Source organism: Nocardia sp. NBC_00881, from assembly GCF_045207455.1.
Taxonomy (GTDB): domain Bacteria; phylum Actinomycetota; class Actinomycetes; order Mycobacteriales; family Mycobacteriaceae; genus Nocardia.
In genome coordinates this window covers 6,571,056-6,586,873 of record NZ_CP108798.1, presented here as the reverse complement: position 1 = coordinate 6,586,873, position 15,818 = coordinate 6,571,056, and the positions used below count along the sequence as shown (strand labels likewise).

Below are 15,818 nucleotides of genomic sequence, written 5' to 3'. Positions count from 1 at the left end.
CGTCAGCCCTCCTGTGTCTCTGCCGGAGCGTCGACCACAGCGGTGGCGGCACGCCCGGCCTCGGTGCTGGTCGCCGTGGTACCGGCGGAACCGGACCGACGCGGGCGGCTCGGCCGCTCCCGGCGCGGACGCTCGGGCGCGGCGGCAGCGGCGGCCAGCTCACGCTTGCCACCGACGATGTCGCCCTTGTAGATCCAGACCTTCACGCCGATGCGACCGAAGGTGGTCTTGGCCTCGTAGAGGCCGTAGTCGATGTCGGCGCGCAGCGTGTGCAGCGGCACGCGACCCTCGCGGTAGAACTCCGAGCGCGACATTTCGGCGCCACCGAGGCGGCCCGAGCACTGCACACGGATGCCCTTGACGTTCGGCGAACGCATGGCCGACTGAATGGCCTTGCGCATCGCGCGACGGAAGGCGACACGGTTGGACAGCTGCTCCGCGACGGCCTGGGCGACCAGCTGCGCATCCGACTCGGGGTTCTTGACCTCGAGAATGTTCAGCTGGACCTGCTTGCCGGTGAGCTTCTCCAGCTCGGCACGGATGCGGTCGGCCTCCGCGCCGCGGCGGCCGATCACGATGCCCGGACGTGCGGTGTGGATGTCCACCCGCACGCGGTCACGGGTGCGCTCGATCTCGACCTTGGAGATGCCCGCCCGCTCCATGCCGGTGGCGAGGAGCTTGCGGATCGCGACGTCTTCCTTCACGTAGTCCGCGTACTGCTTGTCCGCGTACCAACGCGACTTCCAGTCGGTGGTGATACCGAGGCGGAAGCCATGGGGGTTGATTTTCTGTCCCATTACTTTGCCCCTCCCTTCCGGCGGTTACGAGTGGATCCACCGGCGGTGGGGATGCTCTCGACCTCGATGGTGATGTGGCTGGTGCGCTTGCGGATGCGGAACGCACGGCCCTGGGCACGCGGCTGGAACCGCTTCATGGTCGCGCCCTCGTCGACGTAGGCCGTCGAGATGACCAGTGTGGACGGGTCCAAGCCGAGGTTGTTCTCGGCGTTGGCCGCCGCGCTGGCGACAACCTTGGCGACCGGCTCGCTCGCGGCCTGGGGCGCGAACTTCAGCAGGGCGAGGGCGTCCTCGACACGCTTACCGCGGACCAAGTCCACGACACGGCGTGCCTTCATCGGAGTGACGCGAACGTGCTTGGCGGTCGCGCGCGCAGTCAGGTTCTGAGTCTCAGTCGTCGTCATCGCCGCTTGCTCTTCCGGTCTTCCTTGACGTGGCTCCTGAACGTCCTGGTCGGCGCGAACTCACCGAGCTTGTGTCCGACCATGTTGTCCGAGACGAACACCGGCACGTGCTTGCGGCCGTCGTGCACCGCGAACGTGTGCCCGATGAAATCGGGGATGATGGTCGAACGACGCGACCAGGTCTTGATGACCTGCTTTGTGCCCTTCTCGTTCTGCACGTCCACCTTCGCGAGGAGGTGGTCGTCGACAAACGGGCCTTTCTTGAGGCTGCGTGGCATTTCTTACCTCCTCCTTCAGCGCTTCTTGCCGGTCTTGCGGCGGCGGACGATGAGCTTGTCGCTCGGGCGGTTGGGCTTGCGGGTACGGCCTTCCGGCTGACCCCACGGCGAGACCGGGTGGCGACCACCGGAGGTCTTGCCTTCACCACCACCGTGCGGGTGGTCGACCGGGTTCATGACGACACCACGGACTGTGGGGCGACGACCCTTCCAGCGCATGCGGCCGGCCTTGCCCCAGTTGATGTTCGACTGCTCGGCGTTGCCGACCTCGCCGACGGTGGCGCGGCAGCGCACGTCGACGCGACGGATCTCGCCGGAGGGCATACGCAGCGTGGCGTAGGGGCCTTCCTTACCGAGCAGCTGGATGCTCATGCCCGCGGAACGGGCCAGCTTGGCACCGCCACCCGGACGCAGCTCCACGTTGTGGATGGTGGTACCGGTCGGGATGTTGCGCAGCGGCAGGTTGTTGCCCGGCTTGATGTCGGCCGTGGGGCCGGACTCGATGGGCGTGCCCTGCGTCACCCCCTTGGGGGCGATGATGTAGCGCTTCTCGCCGTCCACATAGTGCAGCAGCGCGATGTTCGCGGTCCGGTTCGGGTCGTACTCGATGTGCGCGATCTTGGCCGGGATGCCGTCCTTGTCCAGACGACGGAAGTCGATGACACGGTAGGCCCGCTTGTGCCCGCCACCACGGTGGCGAGTGGTGATGCGGCCGTGGGCGTTACGACCACCGCTCTTGGACAGCGGACGCAGCAGCGACTTCTCGGGCGTCGACCGGGTGATCTCCGCGAAGTCCGAGACGCTGGCGCCACGACGGCCCGGCGTAGTCGGCTTGTACTTACGAATTGCCATGAGTTCTTCTCTGCTTTCTGGGTTCCCAGGCGCTTACGCGACCGGGCCTCCGAAGATCTCGATGGGCTTGCTGTCGGCCGAGATGGTCACGAGCGCGCGCTTGGTGTCTTTGCGCTTGCCGTAACCGAAGCGGGTCCGCTTGCGCTTGCCCTGACGGTTGGCGGTGTTGACGCTGGTGACCTTCACACCGAAGACCTTCTCGACGGCGATCTTGATCTGCGTCTTGTTCGAGTCCGGGTGCACCAGGAAGGTGTAGGTGCCTTCCTCGATCAGTCCGTAGGACTTCTCCGAGATGACCGGCGCCAGCAGGATGTCGCGGGGGTCGGCGATGGTGGTCACTTGCTCTCCTCCTGTGCCGCCGCGGTGTCCTGCGGAGACTCCGCGGGGCCGTGAACGAAAGTGTTCAGAGCCTCGACGCTGAACACCACTTCGTCGCTGTTCAGCACGTCGTAGGTGTTGAGCTGATCCGGGGCGATCGGCTGCACGTTCTGCAGGTTCGCGACGCTCTTCCACGCGGCGATGTCCTCGCGGCCGACGACGACCAGGAACTTCTTGCGGTCCGACAGCTCGGCCAGGAAGCTCTTGGCGGTCTTGGTCGACGGCGTCTGTCCGGCGACCAGCTCGGCGATCACGTGGATGCGCTCGTTGCGGGCCCGGTCCGACAGGGCGCCACGCAGGGCGGCGGCCTTCATCTTCTTCGGGGTGCGTTGGCTGTAGTCGCGCGGCTGCGGGCCGTGCACGGTGCCACCGCCGGCGAACTGCGGCGCCCGGGTCGAGCCCTGACGGGCGCGACCGGTGCCCTTCTGCCGGTACGGCTTCTTGCCGCCACCGGAGACCTCGCCGCGCGTCTTCGTGCTGTGCGTGCCCTGACGGGCCGCGGCCAACTGCGCGATGACGACCTGGTGCATCAGCGCGATATTGGCGGTCACGTCGAAGATCTCCGCGGGGAGCTCGACGGTGCCGTTGGTCTTGCCGCCGATCTCTTTGACCGGCAGCGTGAGGTCGGCGGACTTCTTCTCAGTGTTCACAGCAGAGCTGGTCATGCGTGCGCACCACCCTTCACGGCGCTCTTGACGATCACGACGCCGCCCTTGCGACCCGGGATCGCTCCCTTGATCAGCAGCAGGCCGTTCTCGGCGTCCACCTTGTGAACCGACAGGTTCTGCGTGGTGACGCGGTCGTTGCCCATCCGGCCCGACATGCGCATGCCCTTGAACACGCGGCCGGGGGTGGCGCAGCCACCGATGGAACCCGGGCGACGGTGCACGGCCTGCGCACCGTGCGAAGCACCCTGACCACGGAAGCCGTGGCGCTTCATGGTGCCAGCGAAACCCTTGCCCTTGCTGGTGCCGGTGACGTCGACGTAGGTACCCTCTTCGAACACGTCGGCGTTGATCTCCTGGCCGACCTCGAAGGTGGAGGCGTCCGCGACGCGGATCTCGGCGACGTGGCGACGCGGCGTGACACCAGCCTTGGTGAACTGACCGGAGACCGGCTTGTTCACCTTGCGCGGGTCGATGGCGCCGAAAGCCACCTGGACGGCGCTGTAGCCGTCACGCTCCACGGTGCGAATCTGGGTAACGACGTTCGGTCCGGCCTTGATGACGGTCACGGGAACGACGCGGTTCTTGTCGTCGAAGACCTGGGTCATGCCGAGCTTGGTGCCCAGGATGCCGGCCGCCGGCCTGTTCTTGTTGTCAGTCATATCTCGAGTCCCCGTCACTGAATGTTGACGTCGACGCTGGCCGGCAGGTCGATGCGCATAAGCGCGTCCACCGTCTTCGGCGTCGGGTCGAGGATGTCGATAAGGCGCTTGTGCGTACGCATCTCGAAGTGCTCGCGCGAGTCCTTGTACTTGTGCGGCGAACGGATGACGCAGTACACGTTCTTCTCGGTCGGCAACGGCACCGGGCCCACGACACGTGCCCCGGTGCGGGTCACCGTCTCCACGATCTTGCGCGCAGATGCGTCGATCGCCTCGTGGTCATAGGCCTTGAGCCTGATGCGGATCTTTTGTCCCGCCACGCTAAGTGTCCTTTTCTCCGCTTTCCTTCGTGGCCCGGAAGCTGGCTACACCAACTTTCTGGACCACCCTCAATTTGCACAGCCCGAACACACGAAGACGCCTCAGAGTCGAGACCTGACCGGGCATGCCCGGTCCTCGCCGCTGTTCATCTGTCATGGTTCTCCGGTCCACGCGGTCGGGCGTGTCGCCCATCCGCTCATTCCTCGGCCTCGGATCTACTTCATCTCAGACCTGGAACACTGTCCCGGACGTACCCACGCCGGAAACCCGGCGAGGTACAAGATTGGGTACTACTCGCCTCGCCCGACCACAACCCGTTCCACACGGAACAGGCACGGCCCGGTGCAAGGCAACCCGAACAGTATGCCCGACGCACTCCCACACTCCAAATCGGTGTTTGTTTTGCCGTTGCACTGTTCGGCTGCGAACCCGTCGACGGGTTCGCGCTGCGTCTTCGGCCGCGCGGGCGCAGCGTGCTCGCGGTCCGTTATGACTCACGTCTGAGCGACCGCCACTGGCGACTTCGCCGCGGGCACGGCGGCCGTGCGTTCGCTCAGTCAGCCGGCCGCCGTACGCAGGGCAGGGTGCCGGACAGTATCGACAGCAGAGGGCTTACCCATAACTTACTTCTGAGTAAGATACAGCTTATGACAAAAGAGACCGTGACCTACCGCGGCTGGAAGAAACTGCCGGACAACCGGCTGGGCCACGCCTTGTTCTCCCTCGGGATGGTTGCGCGGGTGCCGTACTTCGGTACCGTGCTGCCGAGCGTGGTCCGGCTGGAACCCGGGCTGTGCGAGGTGACCTCGCCGAAGTGGTTCGGTATCCACAACCATCTGGGCACCTTCCACGCGATCGCGGCGTGCAACCTGGCGGAAGTGGCGATGGGCATGCTCAGCGAGGCGACCGTCCCCGCGACGCACCGTTGGATTCCGAAGGCGATGACCGTGCAATACCTGGCCAAGGCCGAGACCGGACTGCGCGCCGTCGCGAAACTGCCCGAGATTCCGGACTTCGCGGCGATCACCGAAGGCCGCGACCTGGTGGTGCCGGTGTCGATCTACGACAAACACGGCCTCGAAGTCGTACATGCCGACATCACCACTTGGGTGACGCCCGATTGACGTTTCTTCCCCGCCGAGGTGCTTGTGGCCCAAGGTGATTCACGCCTGACGCTGCAGGTCTGCTAATTCTGGGACCTGCCCGAAAATTGAATTCTCGCCGCATCTGTTCCAGGCTGGACGCATTTCCGCGAGACCTGCATTTCCAGGGCTCGATCAGCGGCGATAGTTGCGCTTGCGCCGGCCGGACGGATTGAATGCCCCCATGGGTGGCAGCGCGGTCCGGGAAGTCGACGTGTGCGTGGTCGGGCTCGGCCCGACCGGCCGGGCGCTGGCGCATCGCGCAATGCGGGCCGGGCTGTCGGTGACCGCGATCGATCCGCGTCCCGACCGGCTGTGGCCGCCCACCTTCTCCTGCTGGGTCGACGAGCTGCCGGACTGGCTGCCGCCCGGCGCCATCGCGACCACGATCCCGGCGCCCACCGTGTGGACGACGACCGAACACCGCATCGACCGGCCCTACTGTGTGCTGTCCAAGCCCGGTCTGCGCGAAGCGCTCCCGCTCGACGACGCCGCCGTCGTGGCAGGCCGCGCCAGCCGGGTGGACGCGCACGAGGTCGAGCTCGCCGACGGCACGGTGCACATCGCGGCGACAGTGTTCGACACCCGTGGACTGCCCGCCCTCGGACGCCGCAGGGCGGCGAGCGCGCACGGTGTCTTCGTCGACGCCGAGACGGCCGCGCCGATGGTCGGTGCGGGCGAGGGCTTGTTGCTGGACTGGCGACCGGAAAACGGCGCGGGCCCGGACGAACCGCCGTCGTTCCTCTACGCGGTGCCGCTCGGCGACGGCACGGTGATCTTCGAGGAGACCAGCCTCGGCCTGCGCGGCGGCATGCCACAACGCGAACTGCGCAGGCGCACGCTCAACCGACTCGCCGCGCACGGTATCCGGCTCACCGGCGCCGAACCGAGCGAGGCGGCGCATTACCCGCTCGACCAGCCGCCGCCGCGCAAAGGCGAGGCGAGGGCGCTTCCGTTCGGGTCGCGCGGCGGCATGATGCATCCGTGCACCGGCTACAGCGTCGCCGGCTCACTCGCACTGGTCGACACCGCGGTCACCGCACTACAGCGGGGTCGCGACCCGATCGCCGCGCTGTGGCCACGGCGCGCGCGACTGGTGTACTGGATGCGGACGCGCGGCCTCTACGGCCTGGGCAGGCTCACCACCGAACAATCCATCGCCATGTTCGACGCGTTCTTCAGCGCCTCCCCTCGCGGCCGGCGCGCCCTGCTGTCCGCCCACGACGACTACACCGCTCTCGGCGCGGTGCTGTTCAACACCGTCGCGCACACCTGGCCGTTCCACTGGCGCTACGACCTGGTCGGCTGGACCAACCGGAACCGCTGGCTGGACTACGGCTTCGATCAGGCTCCGGTCTCGGCGGCGCGGCGGTAGCCGCGGACCGCGGGGTAGGCGAAGACCACGATCATCCCGATCACCCAGGCGAGAGTCTTCAGCAGCGGCTCCGCCACCGGGCCGCCGTAGGACAGTCCGCGCATGGCGTCGATGGCGCAGCTCATCGGCTGGTTCCCGATCACACCTTGCAGCCAGCTCGGGTAGACGGAAGTCGGTACGAATCCGGAGTTGAAGAACATCAGAAACGTACTGGTGATTCCGATGATATTCACCAGCAGCACGCCGTCGGAGACCGTCGCCAGCGCGGTGACCAGCACGGCGAAAGCCACACCGAACAGCACCGGAATACAGAGCAGCGCCAGCGCCGCCCCAAGCCCCTGGTCGAAGCGGAAGCCGATGGGCAACCCGACCGCAAGGACGAACAACGTGGTGACCAGCACCCGAATCGCCTCGGCGAGCAGTCGCCCGGTCAACCCCGCCGCGCGATGGATCGGCATGGTCCAGAACCGGCCGAGCAGCCCGGTCATCTTCTCCACTTTCAATCCGAGCGCGCTCACCACCGCACCCGACATCGCGGCGACCAGCGTGATCATCGGAACGGTTCCATAGACGCTCGGCTGGCCGGTAGCCAGCGTGATCGAGTCGCCGAGCACGATGCGGAACATCAGCAGGGTAACGGCCGGATAGATCAGCGCCTGGATCGTCGTCGCGGGGTCGCGTGCCCACACCATCAGCAGGCGCTTGCACTGGATCAGACTGTGCGCGGCCCAGGTACGCAGGGAAGATTCCGAGCGCGCGGTCACTTCGGGCAGCAATGACGAGCTGATGCGCTCGGCCGCGTCGTCGGCGGGTGCCACGGTCGCCTCCACAGAACTCATGACCGCCTCACACTCGCCCAGATCGCCAACGGGATGAACACCACCGCGAGCCCGGCCACCCACACCAGCGGTACCCACAACACCTGCCAGGTCACTCCCTCGGCCGCCATATCGCGCAGGGCGAAGGAGAACTGGGAGATCGGCTGGTTGCGCACGAACGGCCGAATCCACATCGGGTAGCTGCGTTCGGGGACGAACCCGCAGGAGAGCATGCCGAAGATCAGCGTCGGCAAGGTCAGCGCCTGACTGAGCGACTCAGGGCTCTTGGTCAGGCTGCCGAGTGCATCGGCGCCGATCGCGAGCACCGTGCCGACGGCGAGCGAGAAAACACAGAACAGCACCGCCTGCCCGAAGCCCGCGACGAAGCGGAATCCGATGACGTATCCGAAGACCACCGCGGCGGTGAGCGAGGTGATCGACCGGACCAGCCCGGCCGCGATACGCGCCGTGAGCGGGACGACCATGCCGATCGGCATCGTCTGCAGGCGGGTGCTCAATCCGGTCCGCGCCTCGAACGCGGCAATCTGCGCGTTCGACATCATCGTGAAAGCCATGGTCTGCAGCACGATGATCGGCATGACGTACTGGGCGTAGTCGATCCCCTGGAACTTCATCACGTAGCGCAGCGGCAGGTAGAAGCCGAGCGTGAACATCAGCGGCGTGACCACCGCGACGATCATCTCGCCCTTGGTCACCATGGTGTGGACGATCCGGCCGGTCAGCGCGCGCCATTGTGCGAACGACGAGAGCCGCGGCTCGGGCAGCTCGGCGAACAGTGCCGCGGCGGCGGGTGTGCTCTCCGGGGCGGTCACAGCGGTCACGCGTGACCGCCCGTGTGGCCGGTGATGGACAGGAACACGTCGTCCAGCGAGGGGCGGCGTAGCGCGATGTCGGCCAAGTCGATGCCCGCGCTGTCGAGTCTGCGCAGCGCTTCGGTCAGCGTGATCGCGCCCTCGGGCGCCGGAATGGAGAGCCGGTCGCCGCCGTCGAGATCTGCGAGCACCGCGGGCGGCATCAGGTCGCCGAGCGCGTAGGCGGCGGTTCGCAGCTTGGTCGGATCCAGTGGGACCACCTCGCAATAGCTGCCGCCGGTCTTCTCCTTGAGTTCGTCGGCGGTGCCCTCGGCGATCACGGTGCCCTTGTCTATCACGATGATGTTGTCACTGAGCACGTCCGCTTCCTCGAGGTACTGCGTGGTCAGCAGCACCGTGATGCCCTGGGTCTTGAGTGCGGTCACCAGATCCCACACGCCCTGCCGGCTGCGTGGGTCGAGGCCGGTGGTCGGCTCGTCCAGGAACACGACCTTCGGACGCACCACAAGGCCGCAGGCGATGTCGACGCGGCGACGCATGCCGCCCGAGTAGTGCCGCACCGCACGGGGGCCTGCGTCCACCAGGTCGAACTCCTCGAGCAAAGTGTCGGCGCGCTTGCGGGCCGCGGATTTGGCCAGGCCCATCAGCCTGCCGAACAGCTCCAGGTTCTCCCGACCGGAGAGGTTCTCGTCGAGCGCCGCGTACTGCCCCGTCATCATGATCGAGCGGCGCACGCCCGCCGGGTCCTTCAGCACGTCGTGCCCGGCGACGACGGCCGTACCGGAGTCGGGGCGCAGCAAGGTGGAGAGGACCTTCACCATAGTCGTCTTGCCCGCGCCATTGGGGCCGAGAATGCCGAGAACGGAGCCGCGTTCGGCGACGAAGCTGACGCCCTGCAGTGCATGCACGTCGCCGAATGACTTGCGGACGTCCGCTACTTGGACCGCTGGCTCACTCGCATGCGAATCTGCTTGGTTGGAATTCGGCATCAACTCTCCACTATCGGCCGGTGCGGCGACGAGGTCGCCTGAGCGCATGCTTGCGCTCTGATTGGTGATCCGTCGCGCTCGGCGTGATGTTACCGGCCCGGCCGCCTCGCTATCGCGTCGCGCATGCCACCCGCCCTGGGGTCCATCAACAGTGTCCTTACTCACATTTCCTGCTCCCGAACCCCCTCCCGAGGGGTCGCCGCTGGTGAGGGCGATCCGGGGCAGCCAGGGGGCTGGCGGCCGAGCCTTGTCGGCCCGCGGCGGCAGACCATAGTCTGCTTGACGGGGAACCACAATCACTCGTCTGCGGCTGTGCCCCGCTCAGCGGTTCGCACGCTGTTTTCGACACTGTGAGAGGTGATCATGGCCGAGTCCGCGCAGCCACGACTGGCGGCGCATCCGGGAGGAACTGGCCGATCGAATGTGCTGACGTCCTACGATCCGCGCACCGGCGAGGTGGTGGGCAGCTACGCCGTGATGCATTCCGGCGAGCTCACTCGCGCCGTGCACGCCGCGCGTGCCGCCGAAAAGTGGTGGGGCGAACTGGGATTCAGCACGCGCAAACGCTGGCTCCTGGACTGGAAGCGCGATATCGTCCGGCGCTCAGGCGAGTTGGTGGCAACCCTGTGCGAGGAGACCGGAAAACCGGAGGCGGACGCCGCGATCGAGGTGATGCTCGCGGTGGAGAACCTGGACTGGGCCGCGCGCAACGCGGGCCGCACCTTGGACCGGCGACGGCTCGGCTCCACTTGGCTCACCCGAAACCAGCGAGCTTCGGTCGGCTATCTGCCGCTCGGCGTGGTCGGGGTACTCGGACCGTGGAACAACCCGGTGTTCACGCCCATGGGCTCGATTGCCTACGCGATGGCAGCGGGCAATGCGGTGGTGTTCAAGCCGCATGAGCTGACCACCGGCGTCGGGGTGTGGCTGGCCGACAGCTGGGCCAGGCTGGCGCCGAATCAGCCAGTGCTGCAAGCGGTTACCGGTGACACCGCGACCGGTGTCGCGCTCTGTCGCGCCAACGTCGACAAGATCGCCTATGCGGGCTCGGAAGCGGGCGCACGCGAAGTGATCGGGTTGTGCGCACAGACCACGACGCCGGTCGTCGTGGAGCGCAACGGCAAGGGCAGCATGGTCGTGCATGTGGACGCGAAGCTCGACGACGCCGCCGAGGCCGCGGTATTCGGCGCGATGGCCAACGCCGGGCAGAACGCCACCGGGATCCAGCGCGCCTACGTCGCCCAGTCGGTCTACGACCGATTTCTCGAGCTGGTCGTGGAACAAGCCCGCAAGCTGCGGCCGGGCGCGGATCGGAGGGCCTCCTACGGTCCGATGATCATGGAGTCACAGGTCGACGTGGTGCGCAGACAAATCCGCGATGCGGTGGCCCGCGGCGGACGCACGGTGGTCGGTGGGCTGGAGTCGATCCGCGAGCCCTACATCGAGCCGATCGTGCTGGCCGAGGTGCCCGAAGAGAGCATCGCGATCACCGGCGAGGGCATCGGCCCCGTGCTCATCGTGAACAAGGTGGCGAGCATGGACGACGCCGCCACGCGGATCAACGCGGTCGGCACCGATGTCGCAGTGTCGGTGTTCACCAGGGATGTGCACGAAATCGAGGCGTTCGCCGAGCAGCTGCGGGTCGGGGTGGTGACCATCAACTCCTCCACCGCCTACGCGGGCATTCCCGCGCTGCCCTTCGGCGGCGTCGGCGAGTACGGGCAGGGCCACAGCCACGGCGACCAGGGGCTGCGCGAATTCAGCAGGACCCTCGCCATCGCGCGCAAGCAGTACCGGGCGCCGGTCAACCTGTCCACATTCGATCGGCGCCCGCGGCATCTGCGCCTGGCCAAGATGATCTTCCGGGTCCGGCACGGACGCCCTTCGTAAGTCCACGGCGGTCAGCCGAGCAGAACCGCGTCCATCAGCGCCGTGACCCGCGCCAGTTGCGCTGGGCGGGAATCGAATCGGATCAGCCTACCGACGTCGATCACCTGACCGATGGCGGCGTGCACGCGGAAGCGCGCCTCCACTGGATCGCCGTCGAGCAGATTGGCCCACTCCAGCACATTCTGCCGTTGGATGGCGCGCAGTTTGTGCTGCTCGGTCTGCGGCAGATTGCTGAATTCGGCGTAGTAGACCGGCATGATCTCCGGCATCGCGAAGCTGAGCTTGGCGTAGCGGTCCGCCAGGCGCCGTGCCGCGTCCTCCTTGCTGGTCGCCTCGGCCAGCGCCTCGGTGATCGCAATGGCCAGCCGGTCACCCGTGCGGTAGAAGGCCGCGGCGAGCAGGTCGGCCTTGCTCGCGAAATACCGATACACGCTGGAGGCGTTGATGCCGACTGCCGAGCCGATCTCCTCGATGCTCGCCTCGTGGTAGCCCTGCCTACCGAAGATCCGGATCGCCTCGGTGAGCAGCTGTTCGCGTTTCGAGGTCAGCGGGATGCCACGCACCGGCGGGCCCGGGTCCGGCTCCGCGGGGGCGGCGGGCAGTTCGGTGCGCAGGATGGCCCAGGCCATCTCGCGCTGCAGCGGAAGCAGCCGTGCACTGGATAGCGTGGTGCGGTGCGCCGAGATGCTGGCGATCGTGCTGAGCACGCCCGCGGCCAACATCGCCACATCAGCCTGCGGCGCGGCGGGCCGCAGCCGCGCGATCGGTGCCGCGAGAGTGTTGTTCAGATCGTCGTAGACCTTCTTGATCCGAACCCGGTCGGGACGCTCGAGGTAGCGCCTTTCCCAGCGGTAGAGCCCGGCCTCGCGGCGGATCTCGATGGTGTGCTCGCTGATCGCACGGATCAGTGCGTCCAAGCGCCGCGGCGGGTCCAGGCCAGCGTCGTCGGCGGCGTCGGCGACGTTCAGCAGATGACGCGCGCCTTCCTCGGCAGCCGCTACCAACAGCGCGTATTTATTCGTGAAATGGCGATACAGCGCGGGGCCGGAGATTCCGACTTCGGCGGCGATTTCGTCCACACCGACCGGGTAGTATCCGCGTTCGCTGAACGCTCGCGCGGCTGCCCGGATGATTCGAACCTTGCGATCCTTCGGACGGCGACGCACCGACGGACCGTCGTCCGCGCCCGTCCTACTCCCCGAGTCGGGCCGCGCGGGAGCGAGGTCGACCTCGCTGCGATCCGCGACCATGCACCTCTCCGTTCTCCGGCGGCGCTGGTCGACAGCGCCCGACGATGGAATCTAAGTTAACCACAATTCGCAAAGTTGACCATTGTTCATCGCCGGGCGTCGGCATCGCGTCGGCCGGCGACCTGGTCTACACGAGCGAGGACTCCTACCCTGCTGCTCGCCTTCATCAGCATCGGCCTGACGCCCGACGGCGGCGCCGGTCACCGCGGCTGCCGGTCGCCGAGATCTCGCTACTCGGGGAGCGGCTGCCCGCGCTCACCGCCAAAGCGGCTGGTCTGTTCACGGCGGTCGTGCCCGACGACATCGACGCGATCGTGGAGGCCGCGGCCGCGAAGATCGCCTCGGGTCCACGCCGCGCATAAGAAGCACTCGACCAGGCCATGCTGACGTCCGCTGAACGCGGCGCTTGCCGCCGAGAAGGCAGGCCAGTGCGAGCTGCTTCGGTCTGCCGATTTCGCCCAGGGCGCCACCGCGATGCTCACCAAGCGCGAGCCCGTTTTCGCCGACTGATCGGCCCGCCGCAACGAGCCAGTTGGCGAGCGACTATGTTCATCGGCTATGACTTACCTGGTTACCGGGGCAACTGGGTTCATCGGTAGGTTCTTCATCCCCCAGCTGCTGAAACGCGAGGGTGACATCCATGTGCTGGTACGGCCGGGCGACGCGTCGGCCGACCGGTTCGCCTGCTGCGCGCGGGAGTGGGCGGGCGGCGACCGAGTACGGCCGGTGCGCGGCGACCTCGGCGCGCCAGGGCTGGGCATCGACCCGGTCTGGCTGGCCGAGCACCGCGGCAGGATCGAGCACGTCTTCCATCTAGCCGCCAGCTACGACCTGACCGAACGCGGCGGCGGCACCAGGCACGTGGTCGACGTCGCCGAGGATCTCGACGCCGGTCTGCTGCATCATGCCTCGACAGTGGAGGTAGCCGGGTCCTGCGAGGGTCAGTTCACCGAGGACATGTTCGACTACGGTCAGGCGCTGGCCACGCCGATGCAGCGGGCCAAGTTCGAGGCCGAGCGGATTGTGCGGGGATCCTCCGTGCGCTGGCGAATCTACCGTCCGTCGATCGTGATCGGCCATTCCAAGACCGGCGAGATCGATCGGATCGACGGACCGTACTACTTCTTCCGGCTGCTGCGCATGGGTGCGCAACTACCGAGGCTGCTGCCGGTGCTGGTGCCGAAACTGGGCGAAACCAATATGGTTCCGGTCGATTTCGTCGCCCGCGCCTTGGACCACATCGCCCACCTGCCGTGCTCGGACAAGACCACTTACCATCTGGTCGACCCACGCAGGCAGAGCGCGGTCGAGGCGCTGAACCTGTTCGCCGACGAGGCGGGCGCGCCGCATCTGATCGAGGTGATGCCCAAGCGCACCCTCGACATGATGCTGCGCATCCCCGGCGTGAACTGGCTGCTTCCCCGTGTCGGCGTTCCGCTGAATGTTTTGGAACACAGCGAATTCAGCTGCTGGTTCGACTGCCGCCACACCACAGCCGCGCTCGCAGGCACCGACATCAAGGTTCCACCACTGGCCGGCTACGCCCCACTGATCTGGAAATACTGGATCGAGAACTGGGTCTGAACCGGCCACTTCGACCGACGCAGTCCGACCAAGTCCACCCGCACCCCGCCGCGCCGCGCGAACACTCAAGGCAGCCGCTGGTGCGCCGGGCCGAGCGAACACTCGAGGCAGCCGCTGGTGCGCCGGGCCGAGCGAACGCTCGAGACAGCCGCTGGTGCGCCGGGCCGAGCGAACACTCGAGACAGCCGCTGGTGCGCCGGGCCGAGCGAACGCGAGGCAGCCGCTTAGCTGCCCGTGATGGTGAGATAGATCAGGGCGACATTGAGCATCGTGATGATGGCGGCGACCAGCCAGGCCAACGTGGTGGTCACGCGGTGGTTGGTGTCGCCACCCATCAGTGATCGGTCACTCGTGAAACACACCAGGGGAATCAACGCGAACGGGATACCGAACGAGAGCACAACCTGCGAAACGATCAGCGCGCGAGTGGGATCGATGCCTGCCGCCAGGATCGCCATGGCCGGGATCAACGTGATCAGGCGCCGCATCAGCAGCGGAATGCGCTTGCGCAGCAGCCCCTGCATGATCATTGCACCGGCATAGGCGCCGACCGAGGTGGAGGCCAGACCGGAGGCGAGCAGGCCGATCGCGAGCAGCAGCGCGGCGACCGGACCCAGCGCGTCGCCGACCGCGGCGTGGGCGTCCTCGATGGTCTCGACCGCGCGGCCGCGCAGGGTATTCGCCGCCATCAGAAGCATGGCCAGGTTCACCGTGCCTGCCAGGATCATGGCGAGCCCGACGTCGACCTTGGTGACCCGCAGCAGCCTGCTGCGCAGGGGACCGGCCTCCGGGTGCCCGTGTCGGTCGCGGGCCAGCCCGGAGTGCAGGTACACCGCGTGCGGCATGACCGTCGCGCCGATCATGGCCGCGGCGAGCACCACACTCTCGGTGCCCTGGAAGCGCGGCAGCAGGCCGCCGACCGTGCCGCCGAACGACGGTGGCGAGATCACTACGCCGGCCAGGAAGCCGATCGCGATGATCGCGAGCAGCCCGGTGATCACCCGCTCGAACGGGCGCTGCCCGCGACGGTCCTGGACCAGCAGCAGGGCCATCGATACCACGCCGGTGATCAAACCACCGACCGGCAGCGGCAGCCCGAACAGCAGGTGCAGCGCGATCGCGCCGCCGACCACCTCGGCCAGGTCGGTAGCAATCGCGACCGTCTCGGCCTGACCCCAGTAAGCCAGCCGGATCCGGCGGCTCGACTTCTCCCGCACCGCCTCTGGCAGCGACAAGCCGGTCACCAAGCCCAGTTTGGCGGAAAGGAATTGGACCAGCCCCGCCATCACGTTGGCCATGACGATGACCCAGACGAGGAGGTAACCGAATTGCGCGCCCGCGCTGAGGTTCGACGCGACATTGCCGGGGTCGACGTAGGCGATGGCCGCGACAAACGCGGGGCCGAGCAGGCCGGTCGCCGCGCGCGCCCGCTGTCCGGCGACTCTCGCGGAATCAGCCACGGCGGTACTCATGAAACAATACTTTACGGGTACCCGAACTTTATCGTTAGCAGCACCAATAGAAACCGACCGCCTGAGTTGCACATCACAGGGCAACCAGGCGGTCGGTCGAGATTCAGC

Annotated in this window: 18 protein-coding genes; 5 read left to right on the top strand and 13 right to left on the bottom strand. The window is 67.1% G+C overall.

Translation table 11 applies throughout. From position 1 onward, the window contains the following. Nucleotides 1–2 precede the first annotated feature (2 nt). From rpsC to rpsJ, 8 genes are read right to left on the bottom strand one after another with little or no spacing between them, the layout of a single operon-like run. Nucleotides 3–797 carry a 30S ribosomal protein S3 gene (gene rpsC, locus OH799_RS28355; protein ID WP_327112479.1) on the bottom strand — a complete coding sequence of 265 codons (795 nt, stop codon included), beginning with the start codon at nucleotides 795–797 and terminating at the stop codon, nucleotides 3–5. Next, a complete protein-coding gene (rplV, locus tag OH799_RS28350) occupies nucleotides 797–1,201 on the bottom strand; it encodes a 50S ribosomal protein L22 (protein ID WP_357269681.1) in 405 nt (134 codons plus the stop codon). The genes rpsC and rplV overlap by 1 nt, the downstream gene beginning before the upstream one ends. Then, nucleotides 1,198–1,479 carry a 30S ribosomal protein S19 gene (gene rpsS, locus OH799_RS28345; protein WP_327112477.1) on the bottom strand — a complete coding sequence of 94 codons (282 nt, stop codon included), beginning with the start codon at nucleotides 1,477–1,479 and terminating at the stop codon, nucleotides 1,198–1,200. Before rpsS ends, rplV begins: the two co-directional genes overlap by 4 nt. Before the next feature lie 15 nt (nucleotides 1,480–1,494). Beyond that, a complete protein-coding gene (rplB, locus tag OH799_RS28340; protein WP_406270177.1) occupies nucleotides 1,495–2,331 on the bottom strand; it encodes a 50S ribosomal protein L2 in 837 nt (278 codons plus the stop codon). A gap of 33 nt (nucleotides 2,332–2,364) precedes the next feature. Next, on the bottom strand, nucleotides 2,365–2,670 hold the full coding sequence (gene rplW / locus OH799_RS28335) for a 50S ribosomal protein L23 (protein WP_014981657.1): 306 nt from the start codon (nucleotides 2,668–2,670) through the stop codon (nucleotides 2,365–2,367). Continuing rightward, nucleotides 2,667–3,374 carry a 50S ribosomal protein L4 gene (rplD, locus tag OH799_RS28330; RefSeq protein ID WP_357269690.1) on the bottom strand — a complete coding sequence of 236 codons (708 nt, stop codon included), beginning with the start codon at nucleotides 3,372–3,374 and terminating at the stop codon, nucleotides 2,667–2,669. Before rplD ends, rplW begins: the two co-directional genes overlap by 4 nt. Then, on the bottom strand, nucleotides 3,371–4,036 hold the full coding sequence (gene rplC, locus OH799_RS28325; protein WP_406270174.1) for a 50S ribosomal protein L3: 666 nt from the start codon (nucleotides 4,034–4,036) through the stop codon (nucleotides 3,371–3,373). Before rplC ends, rplD begins: the two co-directional genes overlap by 4 nt. A gap of 14 nt (nucleotides 4,037–4,050) precedes the next feature. Further along, on the bottom strand, nucleotides 4,051–4,356 hold the full coding sequence (gene rpsJ / locus OH799_RS28320) for a 30S ribosomal protein S10 (protein ID WP_003938093.1): 306 nt from the start codon (nucleotides 4,354–4,356) through the stop codon (nucleotides 4,051–4,053). A gap of 648 nt (nucleotides 4,357–5,004) precedes the next feature. Here rpsJ and OH799_RS28315 point away from each other — a divergent pair. Together OH799_RS28315 and OH799_RS28310 are read left to right on the top strand one after the other, a co-directional pair. Then, nucleotides 5,005–5,481, top strand: coding sequence for a hotdog fold domain-containing protein (locus OH799_RS28315; protein ID WP_406270171.1), 477 nt, complete (start codon nucleotides 5,005–5,007; stop codon nucleotides 5,479–5,481). 202 nt (nucleotides 5,482–5,683) lie between these two features. Further along, nucleotides 5,684–6,874, top strand: coding sequence for a lycopene cyclase family protein (locus tag OH799_RS28310; RefSeq protein WP_406270168.1), 1,191 nt, complete (start codon nucleotides 5,684–5,686; stop codon nucleotides 6,872–6,874). Here OH799_RS28310 and OH799_RS28305 read toward each other — a convergent pair. The 3 genes from OH799_RS28305 to OH799_RS28295 are packed head-to-tail and all read right to left on the bottom strand — an operon-like array spanning nucleotide 6,844 to nucleotide 9,514. Then, nucleotides 6,844–7,713 (bottom strand): ABC transporter permease, encoded by an 870-nt coding sequence (locus OH799_RS28305; protein ID WP_406270165.1) that lies wholly within the window; start codon nucleotides 7,711–7,713, stop codon nucleotides 6,844–6,846. The two genes, OH799_RS28310 and OH799_RS28305, sit on opposite strands and share 31 nt — an antisense overlap. Beyond that, nucleotides 7,710–8,525: an ABC transporter permease gene (locus tag OH799_RS28300; protein WP_406282694.1), complete on the bottom strand. Its 816-nt coding sequence runs from the start codon at nucleotides 8,523–8,525 to the stop codon at nucleotides 7,710–7,712. The genes OH799_RS28305 and OH799_RS28300 overlap by 4 nt, the downstream gene beginning before the upstream one ends. A gap of 5 nt (nucleotides 8,526–8,530) precedes the next feature. After that, complete coding sequence (locus OH799_RS28295; protein ID WP_406270162.1) at nucleotides 8,531–9,514, bottom strand: ATP-binding cassette domain-containing protein; 984 nt, start codon at nucleotides 9,512–9,514, stop codon at nucleotides 8,531–8,533. Nucleotides 9,515–9,877: 363 nt separating this feature from the next. On the opposite strand from OH799_RS28295, the gene OH799_RS28290 reads away from it, so the two are divergent. Continuing rightward, nucleotides 9,878–11,404 carry an aldehyde dehydrogenase family protein gene (locus OH799_RS28290; RefSeq protein WP_406282691.1) on the top strand — a complete coding sequence of 509 codons (1,527 nt, stop codon included), beginning with the start codon at nucleotides 9,878–9,880 and terminating at the stop codon, nucleotides 11,402–11,404. 11 nt (nucleotides 11,405–11,415) lie between these two features. On the opposite strand, the gene OH799_RS28285 is transcribed toward OH799_RS28290, so the two are convergent. Beyond that, nucleotides 11,416–12,654: a TetR/AcrR family transcriptional regulator gene (locus OH799_RS28285; RefSeq protein WP_406270159.1), complete on the bottom strand. Its 1,239-nt coding sequence runs from the start codon at nucleotides 12,652–12,654 to the stop codon at nucleotides 11,416–11,418. Nucleotides 12,655–12,698: 44 nt separating this feature from the next. Between OH799_RS28285 and OH799_RS28280 the strand changes: the two genes are divergently transcribed. Then, complete coding sequence (locus OH799_RS28280) at nucleotides 12,699–13,016, top strand: hypothetical protein (RefSeq protein ID WP_406270156.1); 318 nt, start codon at nucleotides 12,699–12,701, stop codon at nucleotides 13,014–13,016. Nucleotides 13,017–13,212: 196 nt separating this feature from the next. Further along, nucleotides 13,213–14,238 carry an SDR family oxidoreductase gene (locus OH799_RS28275; protein WP_406270151.1) on the top strand — a complete coding sequence of 342 codons (1,026 nt, stop codon included), beginning with the start codon at nucleotides 13,213–13,215 and terminating at the stop codon, nucleotides 14,236–14,238. Between the two features lie 224 nt (nucleotides 14,239–14,462). Here OH799_RS28275 and OH799_RS28270 read toward each other — a convergent pair whose 3' ends face one another. After that, nucleotides 14,463–15,710 carry an Nramp family divalent metal transporter gene (locus tag OH799_RS28270; protein WP_406270147.1) on the bottom strand — a complete coding sequence of 416 codons (1,248 nt, stop codon included), beginning with the start codon at nucleotides 15,708–15,710 and terminating at the stop codon, nucleotides 14,463–14,465. Between the last annotated feature and the right edge of the window lie 108 nt (nucleotides 15,711–15,818).

What these genes read in the sequence shown, in the direction of transcription:
- OH799_RS28315 (WP_406270171.1), top strand. Translation starts at nt 5,005, where the DNA reads ATGACAAAAGAGACCGTGACCTACCGCGGCTGGAAGAAACTGCCGGAC.
- rplC (WP_406270174.1), bottom strand. Translation starts at nt 4,036, where the DNA reads ATGACTGACAACAAGAACAGGCCGGCGGCCGGCATCCTGGGCACCAAG.
- OH799_RS28295 (WP_406270162.1), bottom strand. Translation starts at nt 9,514, where the DNA reads ATGCCGAATTCCAACCAAGCAGATTCGCATGCGAGTGAGCCAGCGGTC.
- OH799_RS28280 (WP_406270156.1), top strand. Translation starts at nt 12,699, where the DNA reads ATGGAATCTAAGTTAACCACAATTCGCAAAGTTGACCATTGTTCATCG.
- rplV (WP_357269681.1), bottom strand. Translation starts at nt 1,201, where the DNA reads ATGACGACGACTGAGACTCAGAACCTGACTGCGCGCGCGACCGCCAAG.
- OH799_RS28305 (WP_406270165.1), bottom strand. Translation starts at nt 7,713, where the DNA reads ATGAGTTCTGTGGAGGCGACCGTGGCACCCGCCGACGACGCGGCCGAG.
- rplD (WP_357269690.1), bottom strand. Translation starts at nt 3,374, where the DNA reads ATGACCAGCTCTGCTGTGAACACTGAGAAGAAGTCCGCCGACCTCACG.
- rplB (WP_406270177.1), bottom strand. Translation starts at nt 2,331, where the DNA reads ATGGCAATTCGTAAGTACAAGCCGACTACGCCGGGCCGTCGTGGCGCC.
- OH799_RS28275 (WP_406270151.1), top strand. Translation starts at nt 13,213, where the DNA reads ATGACTTACCTGGTTACCGGGGCAACTGGGTTCATCGGTAGGTTCTTC.
- OH799_RS28310 (WP_406270168.1), top strand. Translation starts at nt 5,684, where the DNA reads ATGGGTGGCAGCGCGGTCCGGGAAGTCGACGTGTGCGTGGTCGGGCTC.
- rpsS (WP_327112477.1), bottom strand. Translation starts at nt 1,479, where the DNA reads ATGCCACGCAGCCTCAAGAAAGGCCCGTTTGTCGACGACCACCTCCTC.
- rpsC (WP_327112479.1), bottom strand. Translation starts at nt 797, where the DNA reads ATGGGACAGAAAATCAACCCCCATGGCTTCCGCCTCGGTATCACCACC.
- OH799_RS28290 (WP_406282691.1), top strand. Translation starts at nt 9,878, where the DNA reads ATGGCCGAGTCCGCGCAGCCACGACTGGCGGCGCATCCGGGAGGAACT.
- OH799_RS28285 (WP_406270159.1), bottom strand. Translation starts at nt 12,654, where the DNA reads ATGGTCGCGGATCGCAGCGAGGTCGACCTCGCTCCCGCGCGGCCCGAC.
- OH799_RS28270 (WP_406270147.1), bottom strand. Translation starts at nt 15,710, where the DNA reads ATGAGTACCGCCGTGGCTGATTCCGCGAGAGTCGCCGGACAGCGGGCG.